This is a genomic window from Xanthobacter autotrophicus ATCC 700552, from assembly GCF_043194565.1.
GTDB classification, from domain to species: Bacteria; Pseudomonadota; Alphaproteobacteria; order Rhizobiales; family Xanthobacteraceae; genus Xanthobacter; species Xanthobacter autotrophicus_F.
This window is the reverse complement of sequence record NZ_JBAFVS010000026.1, coordinates 58,733-73,473: the sequence shown is the minus strand read 5'-3', so window position 1 is coordinate 73,473 and position 14,741 is coordinate 58,733. Positions and strand designations below refer to the sequence as shown.

The window sequence follows — 14,741 nt, the reverse complement described above, 5'->3', positions numbered from 1 at the left end:
GCTCAAAGGCACCGGCGGCGTCAAAGAAAAACACCTGTTGCCCCCACGCTGCCCTCCCCCGCAAGCGGGAGAGGGGGCCGCGCCGCGTCGGGGCGAGGGCGCTCCTTTTCAAGCGGAGACACCACCTCCGGTCATGCCTCGGTTGGCGGTGGGAGCGTTGCTCAGGCGGTCTCTGCCGTCATGAAGGCACGGAATCCCCCGTGCGCGGTGATGTCCTCCAGGCCGTCGAGGGCGGCCGCCTCGGCGAGGAAGCCGGCCACGCGCGTGCCGTCGGCCAGTTCCACCTGACCAAGGCCGAGGGGGGCGGGAATGGTGGCGAGCAGCTTTCCGACCCCCTCGAAGGGCAGCGACCAGATCTCGCCCTCCAGAACCGCACCGTCCGCCTTCACCCGCACCACGCCGGGGCGGGCCACGGCGCCGGGCAGGCGCTTCATGCCATAGGTGGCGGCGGTGGTCGCGGTACGCACGAAGCGGCCGCCCATGGCCTTCAGGTCGCCGTTCAGCGCCATGCCCGAGAGGTGGGCGCCGAACACCAGGACGTCGAGCCGGCCTAGCTCCTGCGCCATTGGCAGGGGCGCGAGGGATGGCGCGGACTCCCGGCTTGCGCCCAGCGGCAAATCGCCGGCCGCCACGAAGGCGCGGCCCAGCGCCGCCATCTGCGCGTCCTTGCCCGCCGGTGCCAACAGGGTGACGCCATAGGGCACGCCGGTGGGCGCGATGGCGCAGGGCACGGCGATGCCGCACAAATCCATGAGATTGACGAAATTGGTGTAGGTGCCGTTGCGCGAATTGAGGCGCACCGGATCGGCCAGCACCTCCTCCACCGTATAGGCCGAGGGTGCTGTGGGCAAAAGCAGGCCGTCCATGGCGGCCAGAACCGGGGCCACCTTCGCCCGCAATTCCTTCAGCCGGTAGGTGGCGCGGAAGGCGTCGGCCGCGCTCGCCGTGCCGCCCGGCTCGGTGATGGCGCGGGTGACGGGATGCAGCGCCTCGGGCGTGGTGGTGAGCAGCTTTTCCGCCACGATCCAGCGCTCCGCCACCCAGGGGCCCTCATAGAGCAGGCGGGCAGTCTCGGCGAAGGGGGAAAAATCAATCTCCTTCAGGGTCGCGCCGATCGCCTTGAAGCGGGCAAGGGCGGCCTCATAGGCGGCGGCGGCATGGGCGTCGCCGAAGAATTCGCGCTGGTCCTGCGGCAGCACGCCCAGCACGAAGGCGGGCGGCGGCGCCGCGAGCGGGCCGAGGGGAAGGTCGCGGGACCAGGCATCCTGCGGGTCGAAGCCGGAGATCACGTCCAGCACCGCCATGGCATCGTCCACGGTGAGGGCGAAGATGGAGATGCAGTCCAGCGTCTTGCAGGCGGGCACCAGGCCGGTATTGGGCACGAGGCCGAGGGAGGGCTTCAGCCCCACGATATTCTGCAGCATGGCCGGCACCCGGCCGGAGCCGGCGGTGTCGGTGCCGAGGGACACCGGCACGATGCCCGCCGAAACCGCCGACGCCGAACCGGAGGAGGAGCCGCCCGGCACCAGCGTAGGATTGAAGGCGTTGCGCGGAATGCCATAGGGCGAGCGCACGCCCACGAGGCCGGTGGCGAACTGGTCGAGATTGGTCTTGCCGATGATGAGCGCGCCCGCCGCCTTCAGCCGCGCCACGGCGGTGGCGTCGTGCTCCGGCGTATAGGCGAAGGCGGGACAGGCGCAGGTGGTGGGCAGGCCGGCCACGTCGATATTGTCCTTCACCGCCACCGGGATGCCGTAGAGCGGCAGGGCCGTGTCGCCCTTCGCCTCCAGTGCGACGGCCTCCGCCAGCACGTCGGCTTCCGCGCGCAGGGTGATGAACATCGCCGGATCGTCCTGCGCCGCGATGCGGGCGTAGACACCGCGCACGGTTTCGGCGAGCGAGCGGACGCCCGACCTGTGGGCGGCAAGGAGGCTGGCGACGGTCTGCATGCTCTAACCCGTGTTCGGCCGCACCACGCGGCAGGGGAGGCCTAGCAGGAAACGCGCCATTTGTATGCAATTTTCATATTTATATTATATATCAAATAATTGACTAAATATATGTGGCCCGGAAGCGATCCGGACAGACCGTCTCCGAGCCACCATCAAAGCATCATTTGCCTAAAGTATAGGCATTTCAGCGCGGCGGATCACCCCCCGAGCGCTCGCCTTCCGCCGGCGACAGGGTGCGCCCGGGCGCGGCGTCGGGCGTGGTGGTCAAAGGCGGCGGGTTGCCGGTGGGGGCGGTGATGTTTGCCGGCGCGGTTTCGCTGGGTTCCGGCGTGCCGCGATTGGAGAAGAGGTTCGCCGCGACCAGCGCGAGGACGAGAACGAACGCGGCGGCGACAAGGACGCCATTGCGGGGCATGGGGATCTCCCGGGTGATGGATCTCCCCTGTCCAACGCCCGCGGGCGGCCGGTGGTTTCGTTACCGGCCGTTTCTCCCCTCTCCCCTTGCGGGAGAGGGGTGGGTGAGGGGCGGCTCTCAGTCGCGGAACACCACGGTGCGCGAGCCGTTCAGCAGCACCCGGTCCTGCAGGTGCCAGGAGATGGCGCGGGCCAGCACCCGGCGCTCAATGTCGCGGCCCTTGCGCACCAGGTCGTCGGGGGAATCCTGGTGGGAGATGCGCTCCACGTCCTGTTCGATGATCGGCCCCTCGTCGAGGTCGGATGTCACATAGTGCGAGGTGGCGCCCATCAGCTTCACGCCGCGGGCGTGGGCCTGATGGTAGGGCTTGGCGCCCTTGAAGCCGGGCAGGAACGAGTGGTGGATGTTGATGCACTTGCCCGAGAGCTTGGCGGAGAGCCCGTCCGACAGCACCTGCATGTAGCGCGCGAGCACGGCCAGCTCCGAGCCGGACGACTGGAAGATCTCCCAGATCTTCGTTTCCTGCTCCAGCTTGGTGGCCTTGGTCACCGGCAAATGGTGGAAGGGGATGCCGTCGAAATCGAGATGGGCATAGGTCTCGCGCGTGTGGTTGGAGATGATGCCGGTGATGTCCATGGCGATCTCGCCGATGCGCCAGCGGTAGAGCAGATCGGCGAGGCAATGGTCGAACTTGGAGGCGAGCAGCAGCACGCGACGCTTCTCTGCCACCGCCCGCATGGTCCAGGTGAGGTCGAAGCCTGTGGCCACGGCGGCGAAGCCCTCGCGGATCTCGGGCAGGGTCGCCGCGCTCGCCACCACGTTGAACACCACGCGCATGAAGAAGCGGTTGGTCTCCGTGTCGTCGTACTGCTGGGCCTCGAGGATGTTGCAGCCCTTCTCGAACAGGAAGGTGGACACCCCCGCCACGATGCCCGGCCGGTTGGGGCAGGAGAGGGTGAGGATGAAATGATCGCTCGGCGTGGTCATTGTGATGCGTCTTTATCTGGCGCGCCACGCGCGGGGGCGCGGGCGGTCGCATGAGGAATGGTGAGGGATGAAGGCTTGTCGCGCGCGCCGCGCTGCGGTCAACCTCGTCCGGTGCCGGTGAGGGCGAAGCCGAACCCGGCTGCGCTCACGGTCAGCCAGCGCAGGAAGGCCGGCGCGAACGAGCGCCCCACGGCGAAGCGGTAGGTGTCGGCATCGCGCCGCCAGAAGGTGACGCCCACGTGGGAGACCACGGTGGTCGCGGCATCCCCCGCCGAGAAGACGGTGGGGTCCAGGTCCACGGCGACGCCTTTCGCCAGCGCCGCACGGGCATCGGGGCCGGAAATGTCGAGGATGAGATTGGCGTCGCTCTGGTCGGTGATGGCCGCAAGGCCCTGCGCCATGCCGGCGAGGCGCGCCACGAGGTCCGTCCAGCTCACGCCCTCGGCGAGGATGAGCCAGCGGCCGGGGCCTGTCCCCACCGCCTCCAGCCCCGCCCCGGCGCTGAAGCGCGGCGCATCGGCCAAGGGCAGGCCCGCCGCCGCGCAGGCGACGATGAGGCGCGCCGTGGCGCCCTTGCGGGCCACCAGCGTGGCGGCGGCAAGGGTCTCGATCGCGCGCGCGGAAACGCCCGCGGCGCCGTCCGGGCCATAGTGCCCCTCCGGCACGAGGCGGGTGGGGGCGAGATGTTCCAGCAGGTCAGACACGCTGCTTCTCCCCTTGCGGGTCAATGAATGCGGGAGAGCACACCTCGACCTCCATGTCACCGCCGCGCACCGGGTCATAGGCGCGCACCCTCTCGCCCATGCGCTCCGGCCCGCGCTTCAAAAGGCCTAGGCCGATGGAGTGGCCGAGGGTGGGCGAGAAGGTCGTGGAGGTCATGTAGCCTTCGTCATTCTCGGTCGACGCGGTGGCGCCGGCTTTCAGGAAATGGGCGCCGGCGCGCAGCCGCGCGGTGCGGTCCACCGGCTTGAAGCCGACCAGCGTCGGCCGCTCCGGATCGGTGAAGGCGGGCCGCCCCGCCATCACCCGGCCCATATAGTCCTTCTTGGTGGATGCCATCTTAGCCAGGCCCAGGTCGCGGGCGCAGGTCTGCCCGGTCAACTCGCTGCCCGAGACGTGGCCCTTCTCGATGCGCATCACGCCCAGCGCCTCCACCCCATAGGGCGTGATGCCGAACGCCGCGCCCGCATCCATCAGCGCCTGCATCAGCGCCGCGCCGTGGCGGGACGGCACCGCGATCTCGTAGCCCAGCTCGCCGGAGAAGGAGAGGCGGAAGATGCGTGCCGGAATGCCGCCCATCACGCTGCCCTGCGCCACCCCCATGAAGGGGAGGCCGGGGTTGGACACATCCATGCCGTCCACGATCTGCGCCAGCACCTCGCGGGAGCGGGGGCCGGAGACGGCGATCTGCGCCCATTGCTCGGAGACCGAGGCAAGGCACACGTCCAACTGTGGCCACAGCACCTGCAGGCAGAATTCCAGATGCTGGTAGACCTTGGCGGCGTTGGCCGTGGTGGTGGTCATCACATAATGGTCGTCGGCGAGGCGGGCGGTGGTGCCGTCGTCCATGACGAGGCCGTCCTCGCGCAGCATCACGCCGTAGCGCGCCTTGCCCACGGCCAGCGTCGAGAACATGTTGATGTAGACGCGATCGAGCAGCGCGCCCACGTCCGGCCCCTGAAGGTCGATCTTGCCGAAGGTGGACACGTCGATGACGCCCACACTTTCCCGCGTCGCCGTCACCTCGCGGTTCACGCTGTCCAGCCAGTCGGTTTCACCGGGCTTGGGGAAATAGGCGGCACGCATCCACAGGCCGGTTTCCACGAAGACCGCGCCCTGCGCCTGCGCCCACTCATGGGTCGGGGTGGGACGGGCCGGCTTGAAGTCCACGCCGCGATGGTGGCCGGCCAGCACGCCCAGCGCCACCGGCGTATAGGGCGGGCGGAACACGGTGGTGCCGGTCGCGGGAATCCCCTTGCCGGTCAGCTCCGCCATCACGGCGAGGCCCGCCATGTTGGAGGTCTTGCCCTGGTCGGTGGCCATGCCCAGCGTGGTGTAGCGCTTCAGAAGCTCCACCGCGCGGAAGCCTTCGCGGTGGGCGAGGGCCACGTCCTTGGCGGTCACGTCGTTCTGCTGGTCCACGAAGGCCGGGCCGCCCTTCGACCCTTGGCCCTGCACATGGAAAAACGCCTTGAAGCCGCAGGGCGCGCCCTCGGCCTGCGGGGCCGGCGCCGGGGATGCGGCGAAGCCTGCATCGGAAGCCGCCGATGCGCCGAGGCGGGTGCCTTCGGCGAGGATGTCGGCGAGATTGAGGGTGCCCGCCGCCGCGCCCGCCACCGCCATGCCGGGGGGCACCGCGCCGGGGACGAAGGCGGCGATGTCCTCGCGCCATTGGGGCTTTCCGCCGAGATGGCAGGTGAGGCTGAGGTTGGGCGTGGCGCCGCCGGACACGCCGAGGGCTTCCACCGCCAGCGTCTCGCTGCCGCGTGGGGTGCGCACGGTGACGGATTTCAGGCATTTGCCGGAAGTGGCGACCACTTCGCCCTCGGTGATGACGCGCACGCCCAGCGCCTTCGCCCGTGCCGCCAGCGCCTCGGGCAGGGCCGGCCGCACGTCGATGATGGCGTCGAGCTTGAGGCCCGCTTCCGCTGCATCAAGGGCGGCGGCCACCGCATGGTCGTTGGTGGAGAACACCGCCGCACTGGCCCCCGCGCCGGCGCCGTAGCGCGTGGCGTAGGTGGCCAGCGCCAGCGCCGACATGACGCCCGGCCGGTCGTTGCCGGGGAACACGATGGGCCGGTCGAAGGCGCCCGCCGCCAGCACGCAGCGCTTCGCCACGAAACGCCACAGGCGCTGGCGCGGCTGGAAGGGCAGGGGCGCGGGAAGGTGATCGCTCACCCGCTCCACGGCGCTGTATTCGCTGCCGTCATAGGCGCCGAACACGGTGGTGCGCGGCATCAGGCGCACATTGGGCCGGCTTGCCAGCTCGGCTTGCGCGCTCGCCACGAAATCGAGGGCGGGGGCGCCGTCGATCACCGCGCGTTCGCTCAGCAGCCGGCCGCCGAGGCAGAAATCCTCCTCCGCCAGGATGACCCGCGCGCCGGAACGCGCCGCCGCCAGCGCCGTCGCAAGGCCGGCCGCGCCGGAGCCGATGACCAGCACGTCGCAGAAGGCGGTGGCCTTCTCGTAAGTGTCCGGGTCCGGCGCGTCCGCAGCGCGACCGAGGCCGGCGGCACGGCGGATAACCGGCTCGTAGACCTTCTCCCAGAACGCGGCGGGCCACATGAAGGTCTTGTAGTAGAAGCCCGCGCCGAGGAAGGGCGAGACCAGCCGGTTGACGCTCAGCGCATCGAAATCCAGCGAGGGCCAGCGGTTCTGGCTGGCGGCTTCGAGGCCGTCGTAAAGCTCCACCGTGGTGGCGCGGGTGTTGGGCTCGCGGCGGGCGCCGGTGCGCAGCTCCACCAGGGCGTTGGGCTCCTCGGACCCCGCCGTCACCACTCCGCGCGGGCGGTGATACTTGAACGAGCGACCCATGAGCCGCACGCCGTTGGCCAGCAGCGCCGAGGCCAGCGTATCGCCGGGATGGCCTCTGAAGGTCTTGCCGTCGAAGGCGAAGGCGAGGGTGCGGCCGCGGTCGATGAGGCCGCCGTTGGCGAGGCGGGTCATTGCGCGCCCTCCCCGGTTCCGGCGAAAGCCACGGCGGTGAGGACGTGGGTGCGGGTGTCCCGCGTCACCTTCAGCCAGCGGCGACAGCCGGCGGAATGGTACCAAAGCTCGTCCATGGGCCCGGCGGGATTGTCCCGCTCATAGACGTAAGAATGGAAGGCCTCGCCCGCGTCGGGGGCCGAGGGATCGGGACGCCTCGGCGCCGCATCGCCCAGATAGGCGAATTCGTGGGAGGAGCGGGCGCCGCAATAGGGACAGGGGATGCGCATGTCAGTGCAGGTTCGGCTGGGCGCCGACCCCCTTCTCGTCGATGATGTGGCCGGTGCGGAAGCGGTCGAGGCGGAAGGCGGCGTTGAGCGGGTGGGCGGCATCCTTCGCGATGGTGTGGGCGAAGCACCAGCCGGAGGCGGGCGTCGCCTTGAAGCCCCCGTAGTTCCACGCCGTGTTGAGGTAGAGGCCCGGCAGCGGTCCCACGTCGATGATGGGCGAGCCATCCATGGACATGTCCACGAGGCCGCCCCAGGCGCGCAGCATGCGCAGCCGGCCGATGAGGGGCATCACCGCCATGCCGCCCTCGGCCACGTCCTCCACAACCGGCAGATTGCCGCGCTGGGCATAGGAATTGTAGCCCTCGATGTCGCCGCCGAAGACCAGGCCGCCCTTGTCGGACTGGCTGACGTAGAAATGCCCCATGCCGAAGGTGATCACCCCCGGCACCAGCGGCTTCAGCCCTTCCGAGACGAAGGCCTGCAGCGCGTGGCTCTCGATGGGCAGGCGCAGGTCCAAGATCCGGGTGAGGCGGGAGGTGGAGCCGGCCACCGCAAGGCCCACCTTGCCGGCGCGGATGGCGCCGCGCGTGGTCTCGACCCCCACCACCCCGTCGCCCTCGCGGATGAAGCCGGTGACCTCGCAATTCTGCACGATGTCCACGCCGAGCCGGTCGGCGGCGCGGGCATAGCCCCACACCACCGCATCGTGCCGCGCGGTGCCGGCGCGGGCCTGCATCAGCCCGCCCTTGATGGGGAAGCGCGAATTGTCGAAATCGAGGAACGGCGCGAGCGCGCGCACCTGTTCGCGGTCGAGCAGCTCGCAGTCGGCGCCGGCAAGGCGCATGGCGTTGCCGCGCCGCGCATAGGCGTCGCGCTGGCCGTCGGAATGGAACAGATTGATGATGCCGCGCTGGGACACCATGGCGTTGTAGTTGAGGTCCTGTTCCAGGCCCTCCCACAATTTCATGGACCATTCGTAGAACGGCTCGTTGCCCGGCAGCAGGTAGTTGGAGCGGATGATGGTGGTGTTGCGCCCGGCATTGCCGGAGCCGATGTGCGCCTTCTCCAGCACCGCGATGTTGCGGATGCCGTGCTCCTTGGCGAGATAATAGGCGGTGGCCAGGCCATGCCCGCCGCCACCCACGATGATCACGTCATAGGCGGGCTTCGGCGCGGCATCGCGCCAGGCGGGCTTCCACCCGGTCTGGCCGTTGAGCGCGTTGGCAATGAGGCTGAGGACGGAATAGCGGGACATCGGGCACTCGCTTGGGACTTGGACCAACGGCCCCGGTCTTTGACCGGCGCCGAGAGGGTTGCGCTCAGGCGTCGCGCGGGCTTGGACCAACGGGCGATGAGTAAGGCTCATCGCCCGTTGGTATTACGAACCCTGTTCATCTGCTCGGACGCGGCGGGTCAAACGGCGGAGGCGGCGCGGTGCCGCCACCGGCGCATCATGGCAAGGAAACGGCCGCCTCCCACAAGGGCCGGTCTCCTTCCCATCTGGCCCGCAGGGGGCGGTGTCCGGATCAGATATCCAGCGTGTTGTCCCGTTCCCACTGGGTGAGGTGGCGGGAATAGGCATCCCACTCCTGCGTCTTCAGCTTGAGATAGCCGGAGACGAAGGGCTGGCCCAGCCGCTCGCCCAGCACGCGGGATTTTTCCAGCGCGCGCAGGGCGTCGAGCATGTTCAGCGGCAGGCGCTTGGCGCCCTTCACCTTGTGCCCGTCGGTGTACATGTTGATGTCGAGGCGCTTGCCCGGATCGCGCTTGTTCTCGATGCCGTCGAGGCCCGCGGCCGTGAGGCCCGCCTGCAGCAGATAGGGGTTGGCCGCGCCGTCGGCGAGGCGGAACTCGAAGCGGCCGGCATCCGGAATGCGGATCATGTGGGTGCGGTTGTTGCCGGTATAGGTCACCGTGTTCGGCGCCCAGGTGGCCCCGGAAATGGTGCGCGGGGCGTTGATGCGCTTGTAGGAATTCACCGTGGGATTGGTGATGGCGCACAACGCGTCCGCATTGTGGATCAGCCCGCCGATGAAATGGTAGCCGAGCCGCGAGACACCCAGCTCGCCCTTGGGATCGGAGAAGGCGTTCTTGCCCTTCGACCACAAGGAGACGTGCGCGTGGCAGCCCGAGCCGGTGAGGTTGATGAAGGGCTTGGGCATGAAGGTGGCGCGCAGCCCGTGCTGTTCGGCGATGGACTTCACCATGTATTTGAAGAAGACGTGCCGGTCTGCCGTGAGCAACGCATTGTCATAGTTCCAGTTCATCTCGAACTGGCCGTTGGCGTCCTCGTGGTCGTTCTGGTAGGCGCCCCAGCCGAGTTTCAGCATGGCATCGCAGATGTCCTTGATGACATCGTAGCGCCGCATGAGGGCGGACTGGTCGTAGCAGGGCTTTTCTGCCGTGTCGGACGTGTCCGAGATGCCCTTGCCGTCCGGCGTGATGAGGAAATACTCGCACTCCACGCCGGTCTTCACCTCGTAGCCGAGGGCCGCGGCGGCGGCGAGCTGGCGCTTCAGAACGGTGCGGGGCGCCTGCTCCACTTCCTTGCCGTCCATGTAGAGATCGGCGGCGAGCCAGCCGATTTCTTCCTTCCACGGCAGCTGGATCAGGCTGGTGGGGTCGGGCACCGCGAACAGGTCCGGGTCGGCCGGCGACATGTCGAGCCAGGTGGCAAAGCCCGCGAAGCCCGCGCCGTCCTTCTGCATGGGGCCGATGGCCGAGGCGGGCACGAGCTTCGCCCGCAGGCCGCCGAACAGGTCCACATAGGAGATGAGGAAGTATTTGATGCCGCGCTCGTTCGCGACTTTCGCGAGGTCCAGGCCGCCCTTGGCGGAGACGGAGGCGCGCCCTTCCGCCTCCCGAGCGATTTCGGTTGTGCTGGTCATGGGTTCGATCCCTGGCAGGAAGGTCTTGGATTTTCTGGCTTTTTGTGAAGGCCGCGCCGGTCGAGCGGCGCGGCCGAAGTCAGGCGGCCGCGGCTCAGTAGCCGCCGGTGCGTCCCGGGATCCATGAGGTGCCGGCCAGCGGCACGCCGGCCATGGCCGCGGCCTCCACCGTGAGGGCGACGAGGTCCTCCGGCTCCAGATTGTGCACGTGGCTCTTGCCGCAGGCGCGGGCGATGGTCTGCGCCTCCAGGGTCATCACCGAGAGATAATTGGCGAGGCGATGGCCGGCCTTCACCGGATCGAGCCGGGCGGCGAGCACCGGGTCCTGGGTGGTGATGCCGGCGGGGTCGAGGCCCTCGTGCCAGTCGTCATAGGCGCCGGCGGTGGTGCCCAGCGCCTGGTATTCGTCCTCGTACTGGGGATCGTTGTCGCCCAGAGCGACGAGCGCCGCCGTGCCGATGGCCACCGCGTCGGCGCCCAGCGCCAGCGCCTTGGCCACGTCCGCGCCGGAGCGGATGCCGCCGGAGACGATGAGCTGCACCTTGCGGTGCATGCCCAGATCCTGCAGCGCCTGCACCGCCGGGCGGATGGCGGCGAGGATGGGAATGCCCACGTTCTCGATGAACACGTCCTGGGTCGCCGCGGTGCCGCCCTGCATGCCGTCGAGCACCACCACGTCCGCGCCCGCCTTCACCGCCAGCGCGATGTCGTAATAGGGGCGGGAGGCGCCCACCTTCACATAGATGGGCTTTTCCCAGTCGGTGAGCTCGCGCAATTCCTCGATCTTGATCTCAAGATCGTCGGGGCCGGTCCAGTCGGGATGGCGGCAGGCCGAGCGCTGGTCGATGCCCTTGGGCAAATTGCGCATGGCGGCGACGCGATCGGAAATCTTCTGGCCCAGCAGCATGCCGCCGCCGCCGGGCTTGGCGCCCTGGCCGATGACGATCTCGATGGCGTCCGCCTTGCGCAGGTCCACCGGGTTCATGCCGTAGCGCGAGGGCAGATACTGGTAGACCAGGGTCTGGGACTGGCCGCGCTCTTCCGGCGTCATGCCGCCGTCGCCGGTGGTGGTGCTCGTGCCCACCGTGGTGGCGCCGCGGCCCAGCGCTTCCTTGGCCTGGGCCGAGAGCGCGCCGAAGCTCATGCCGGCAATGGTCACCGGGGTCTTCAGCGTGATGGGCTTCTTGGCGAAGCGGGTGCCGAGCACCACCTCGGTGCCGCACTTCTCGCGATAGCCCTCCAGCGGATAGCGCGACATGGAGGCGCCGAGGAAGAGCAGGTCGTCGAAGTGGGGCACCTTGCGCTTGGTGCCGCCGCCACGGATGTCATAGATGCCGGTGGCCGCCGCGCGGCGGATCTCGGCCAGCGTCGCGGGATCGAAGGTGGCCGAGAAGCGGGGCGGGGTGCGGGGCACGTTGGAATGAGCGGTCATCGTCTCGGCCCTCAGTACGCGGACGCGTTGTCGACGTGGAAATTGTAGAGCTGCCGGGCCGAGCCGTAGCGCTTGAAGGCGGAGACATCGACGCTGCCGTCGAGGCCCGCCGCCTTCAGCTTCTGCGCCAAAAGCGCCTTGTGCTCGTCCCGCATCTCCTTCTCGATGCAGTCGGCGCCCAGCGACTTGACGGAGCCGCGCACGAACAGCTTCGCCTCATAGAGGCTGTCGCCCAGCGCCTCGCCGGCATCGCCCAGAACGACGAGGCTGCCGGACTGGCCCATGAAGGCGCTCATGTGGCCCACGGAGCCCTTCACCACGATGTCGATGCCCTTCATGGAGATGCCGCAGCGGGCCGAGGCGTTGCCGTCGATCACCAGCAGGCCGCCATGGCCGGTGGCGCCGGCCGCCTGGCTGGCATCGCCGCGCACATGGACGAAGCCGCTCATCATGTTCTCGGCGAGGCCCACGCCGGCATTGCCGTGGATGATCACCGAGGCCTCGGCATTCATGCCGGCGCAGTAATAGCCCACATGGCCCTCGATCTCGACCGTGAGGGGGGCGGCAATGCCCACCGCCACCGCGTGGCGGCCGTTGGGGTTCAGCACCCGCCAGCGCCGGGCATTGCTGTCGCCGGCGGCGGCGTGGAGCGCCGCATTCAGCTCGCGCAAGGGGGTGGCGGCGAGGTCGAAGGTGAGGTCGGGGGAGATGGCGTTCACTGGGCGCGCTCCCAGAAATAGACGGTGGCAGGTTCCGGTTCGAACACGCGGGCACGGGCGATGCCCGGCAGGTCCACGAGGGCGCGATATTCCGAGCCGAACGCCACATACCGGTCGGTCTCGGCCATCACGGCGGGCTTGCAGGCGATGGGATCGCGCAGCACGCCGAAGCCGTTCTCGGTGCCCACCACGAAGGTGAAGAAGCCGTCGAGGTCCTTCAGGCCCGCTTCCAGCGCCTCGCCCAGGGAGGCGCCCTGCTTCATCCGCCAGGTGAGATAGCCGGCGGCGACCTCGCTGTCGTTGTCGGTCTCGATGGCGATGCCCTCGCGCTTCAGGGCGCGGCGCAGCGCATTGTGGTTCGAGAGGGAGCCGTTGTGCACCAGGCACTGGTCGGCGCCGGTGGAGAAGGGGTGGGCGCCGGCGGTGGTCACCGCGCTTTCGGTGGCCATGCGGGTGTGGCCGATGCCGTGGGTGCCGCGCATGCCGGGCAGGCCGAAGGTGTCGGCCACGGAGGCGGGCAGGCCCACCTCCTTGAAGATTTCCATGCGCTCGCCGGTGCCGACGATGGCCACCTCCGGATGGCGCTCCTTGAGGAAGGCGCGCACCGCCGCTTCCCGCGCCGCGGGGATTTCGACGATGGCATGGGTGCCGCGCACGGCGAGGCCGGGGAGGCCGGCGGCCGGGAGCGACAGGCCGGCCGCGAGCGCCTCGAAGTCGTAGGACGCCGTGGCGCGCAGCGAGAGCTTCACCTTGTCCTTTGCGCCGCTGCCATAGACCGCAAAGCCCGCGCTGTCGGGGCCGCGATCCGTCATGACGCAGAGCATGGAGGCGAGCATGGCCCCGAGCTCGCCTTCGAGCTTGGGGTCCTTCAAGAAAAGTCCGACGATGCCGCACATGGCGCTGTCACTGTCTCCATTCCGGGCCGCGCGGGCGACCTTGAGACGAAGCAGTACGCCGAACCGCCTGAGGCGTCAATCTTGCGAATAAAATTTTCGTTTCAGGAAACTTTTGCGCGACCGGGCGCAGCTGCGGGTTCGCACCGCTGGTGCGCCATCAGTGCCGGTCGCGGCCGTAAACGATGATGGACAGGTAGGTCATGGGCCGCTGGATCAAGTCTTCCGGGCCGTGGGCGGCGCCGGAATCGAACATCAGCGAGTCGCCGGCCCGCAGGTGGTAGGTGCGGTCGGCGTGGCGGTACACCACCTCGCCCGAGAGCATGTAGATGAACTCCACCCCGGCGTGGCGGAAGCCGGTGTGGGGCGCCGCCTCCTCCGACAGGGTGATGAGGTAGGGCTCCACCACGATATCGCCGCCAAGGCCATGGCCCAGCAGCTCATACTGGTGGCCGACCTTGGTGCCGCGCCGCTCGATGATGACACCCTGGTGGGCGCGCACGAACGAGCAGTCGCGCCGTTCCTCGAAGGCCGAGAACAACGTGGTGATGGGCACGTTGAGGGCCTTGGAGATGGCCTGCAGCGTGGCGAGGGAGGGCGAGATCTGGCCGTTCTCGATCTTGGACAGCATGCCGACGGAAATACTGGCCGCGCCGGCCAGATCGGACACGGTGAGATCCAGCTCACGCCGGATGGAGCGCACCTGCACCCCCAGCGCCTGTTCCAGGGTGACCGCCGTCGCAGCGGGCGCGCCGGACCCGGTAACATAGTCCTCGCTCTCCTGAACCTGCGGCAGCAGGACCTCTACGGACCCTTTCAGCTTCCTTTCGGCCACGCTTTCCCCCATACGCTCGTCTGCCCGGTCCCCCCAAGGATGCCGGACCACTCCACCTGTATTTGAATTGTCATTGTGCCAGCTTCCGGCGGAGAAGACACGGCGAATCCGTGGCCGGTCGGTCGCAGGGGGATGTTGGGCCGGCGCTCGCAGGTTCGCGCTCCCGACGTGCGCCGTCCGGCGGCGGGATGGGATGGGGTGAAGCGAAAAGCGAGGGCGGACAGCAGGTTTCAGGGCATGGCCGGCGAGGTTTTCCACAGTCGGCCACGACCCGAGCCTGCCGGGCACGGCGCCTCTGGACAGCTCCCGACTTCCTGATTATACACTCGCGGCTCCAAACGGCGCTGCCGCCGGATGGACGCCCAGGTAGCTCAGCTGGTAGAGCATGCGACTGAAAATCGCAGTGTCGGCGGTTCGACTCCGTCCCTGGGCACCACTCATTTTCCAATGAAATCAGAGCTCTAAGGATCGTCTCTCTCTGGACGGTCCCTGGATATCCGTCGCCCGGGTTTTCCCCCGGGGTGTCGAGAGCCGCGGGCTTGAACGAAGCGGTTTGATGGGAGCGTGCCGGGTTGCTTCGGCCGCGGCCACGGTCGGGCGCGTCGCCAGAGGGCGATCCGAGCAAATTGAACCAATTTGCTCGGATCGCCCTCTAAACTCTAGCGGCGGAAACGCCCGCCTTTCC

General features: G+C 68.7%; 12 protein-coding genes and 1 tRNA gene. 1 reads left to right on the top strand and 12 read right to left on the bottom strand.

Going from position 1 to position 14,741, the window contains the following annotated elements:
• Window positions 1–161: 161 nt before the first annotated feature.
• From atzF to V5F48_RS20820, 12 genes are all read right to left on the bottom strand, one after another.
• Window positions 162–1,949, bottom strand: coding sequence for an allophanate hydrolase (gene atzF, locus V5F48_RS20875; RefSeq protein ID WP_394260224.1), 1,788 nt, complete (start codon window positions 1,947–1,949; stop codon window positions 162–164).
• Between the two features lie 187 nt (window positions 1,950–2,136).
• Window positions 2,137–2,367, bottom strand: coding sequence for a hypothetical protein (locus V5F48_RS20870; protein WP_394107684.1), 231 nt, complete (start codon window positions 2,365–2,367; stop codon window positions 2,137–2,139).
• 117 nt (window positions 2,368–2,484) lie between these two features.
• Window positions 2,485–3,354 (bottom strand): formyltetrahydrofolate deformylase, encoded by an 870-nt coding sequence (purU, locus tag V5F48_RS20865; RefSeq protein ID WP_394107683.1) that lies wholly within the window; start codon window positions 3,352–3,354, stop codon window positions 2,485–2,487.
• Between the two features lie 98 nt (window positions 3,355–3,452).
• A complete protein-coding gene (locus V5F48_RS20860; RefSeq protein ID WP_394260223.1) occupies window positions 3,453–4,058 on the bottom strand; it encodes a sarcosine oxidase subunit gamma in 606 nt (201 codons plus the stop codon).
• On the bottom strand, window positions 4,051–7,020 hold the full coding sequence (locus tag V5F48_RS20855) for a sarcosine oxidase subunit alpha family protein (protein ID WP_394260222.1): 2,970 nt from the start codon (window positions 7,018–7,020) through the stop codon (window positions 4,051–4,053). Before V5F48_RS20855 ends, V5F48_RS20860 begins: the two co-directional genes overlap by 8 nt.
• Window positions 7,017–7,289, bottom strand: coding sequence for a sarcosine oxidase subunit delta (locus V5F48_RS20850; protein ID WP_394260221.1), 273 nt, complete (start codon window positions 7,287–7,289; stop codon window positions 7,017–7,019). Before V5F48_RS20850 ends, V5F48_RS20855 begins: the two co-directional genes overlap by 4 nt.
• 1 nt (window position 7,290) lies before the next feature.
• Complete coding sequence (locus V5F48_RS20845; protein WP_394260220.1) at window positions 7,291–8,544, bottom strand: sarcosine oxidase subunit beta family protein; 1,254 nt, start codon at window positions 8,542–8,544, stop codon at window positions 7,291–7,293.
• 271 nt (window positions 8,545–8,815) lie between these two features.
• Complete coding sequence (glnT, locus tag V5F48_RS20840) at window positions 8,816–10,177, bottom strand: type III glutamate--ammonia ligase (protein ID WP_394260219.1); 1,362 nt, start codon at window positions 10,175–10,177, stop codon at window positions 8,816–8,818.
• A gap of 94 nt (window positions 10,178–10,271) precedes the next feature.
• Window positions 10,272–11,609, bottom strand: coding sequence for an FMN-binding glutamate synthase family protein (locus tag V5F48_RS20835; RefSeq protein WP_394260218.1), 1,338 nt, complete (start codon window positions 11,607–11,609; stop codon window positions 10,272–10,274).
• 11 nt (window positions 11,610–11,620) lie between these two features.
• On the bottom strand, window positions 11,621–12,328 hold the full coding sequence (locus tag V5F48_RS20830) for a protein glxC (protein WP_394260217.1): 708 nt from the start codon (window positions 12,326–12,328) through the stop codon (window positions 11,621–11,623).
• On the bottom strand, window positions 12,325–13,224 hold the full coding sequence (locus V5F48_RS20825) for a class II glutamine amidotransferase (protein WP_394260216.1): 900 nt from the start codon (window positions 13,222–13,224) through the stop codon (window positions 12,325–12,327). The genes V5F48_RS20830 and V5F48_RS20825 overlap by 4 nt, the downstream gene beginning before the upstream one ends.
• A 157-nt stretch (window positions 13,225–13,381) precedes the next feature.
• Window positions 13,382–14,056: a helix-turn-helix domain-containing protein gene (locus V5F48_RS20820; protein ID WP_394260215.1), complete on the bottom strand. Its 675-nt coding sequence runs from the start codon at window positions 14,054–14,056 to the stop codon at window positions 13,382–13,384.
• Window positions 14,057–14,416: 360 nt separating this feature from the next.
• Between V5F48_RS20820 and V5F48_RS20815 the strand changes: the two genes are divergently transcribed.
• A tRNA-Phe gene (locus V5F48_RS20815) sits at window positions 14,417–14,492 on the top strand.
• Window positions 14,493–14,741 lie beyond the last annotated feature (249 nt).

What these genes read in the sequence shown, in the direction of transcription:
- V5F48_RS20870 (WP_394107684.1), bottom strand. Translation starts at nt 2,367, where the DNA reads ATGCCCCGCAATGGCGTCCTTGTCGCCGCCGCGTTCGTTCTCGTCCTC.
- atzF (WP_394260224.1), bottom strand. Translation starts at nt 1,949, where the DNA reads ATGCAGACCGTCGCCAGCCTCCTTGCCGCCCACAGGTCGGGCGTCCGC.
- V5F48_RS20850 (WP_394260221.1), bottom strand. Translation starts at nt 7,289, where the DNA reads ATGCGCATCCCCTGTCCCTATTGCGGCGCCCGCTCCTCCCACGAATTC.
- purU (WP_394107683.1), bottom strand. Translation starts at nt 3,354, where the DNA reads ATGACCACGCCGAGCGATCATTTCATCCTCACCCTCTCCTGCCCCAAC.
- glnT (WP_394260219.1), bottom strand. Translation starts at nt 10,177, where the DNA reads ATGACCAGCACAACCGAAATCGCTCGGGAGGCGGAAGGGCGCGCCTCC.
- V5F48_RS20825 (WP_394260216.1), bottom strand. Translation starts at nt 13,224, where the DNA reads ATGTGCGGCATCGTCGGACTTTTCTTGAAGGACCCCAAGCTCGAAGGC.
- V5F48_RS20845 (WP_394260220.1), bottom strand. Translation starts at nt 8,544, where the DNA reads ATGTCCCGCTATTCCGTCCTCAGCCTCATTGCCAACGCGCTCAACGGC.
- V5F48_RS20835 (WP_394260218.1), bottom strand. Translation starts at nt 11,609, where the DNA reads ATGACCGCTCATTCCAACGTGCCCCGCACCCCGCCCCGCTTCTCGGCC.
- V5F48_RS20855 (WP_394260222.1), bottom strand. Translation starts at nt 7,020, where the DNA reads ATGACCCGCCTCGCCAACGGCGGCCTCATCGACCGCGGCCGCACCCTC.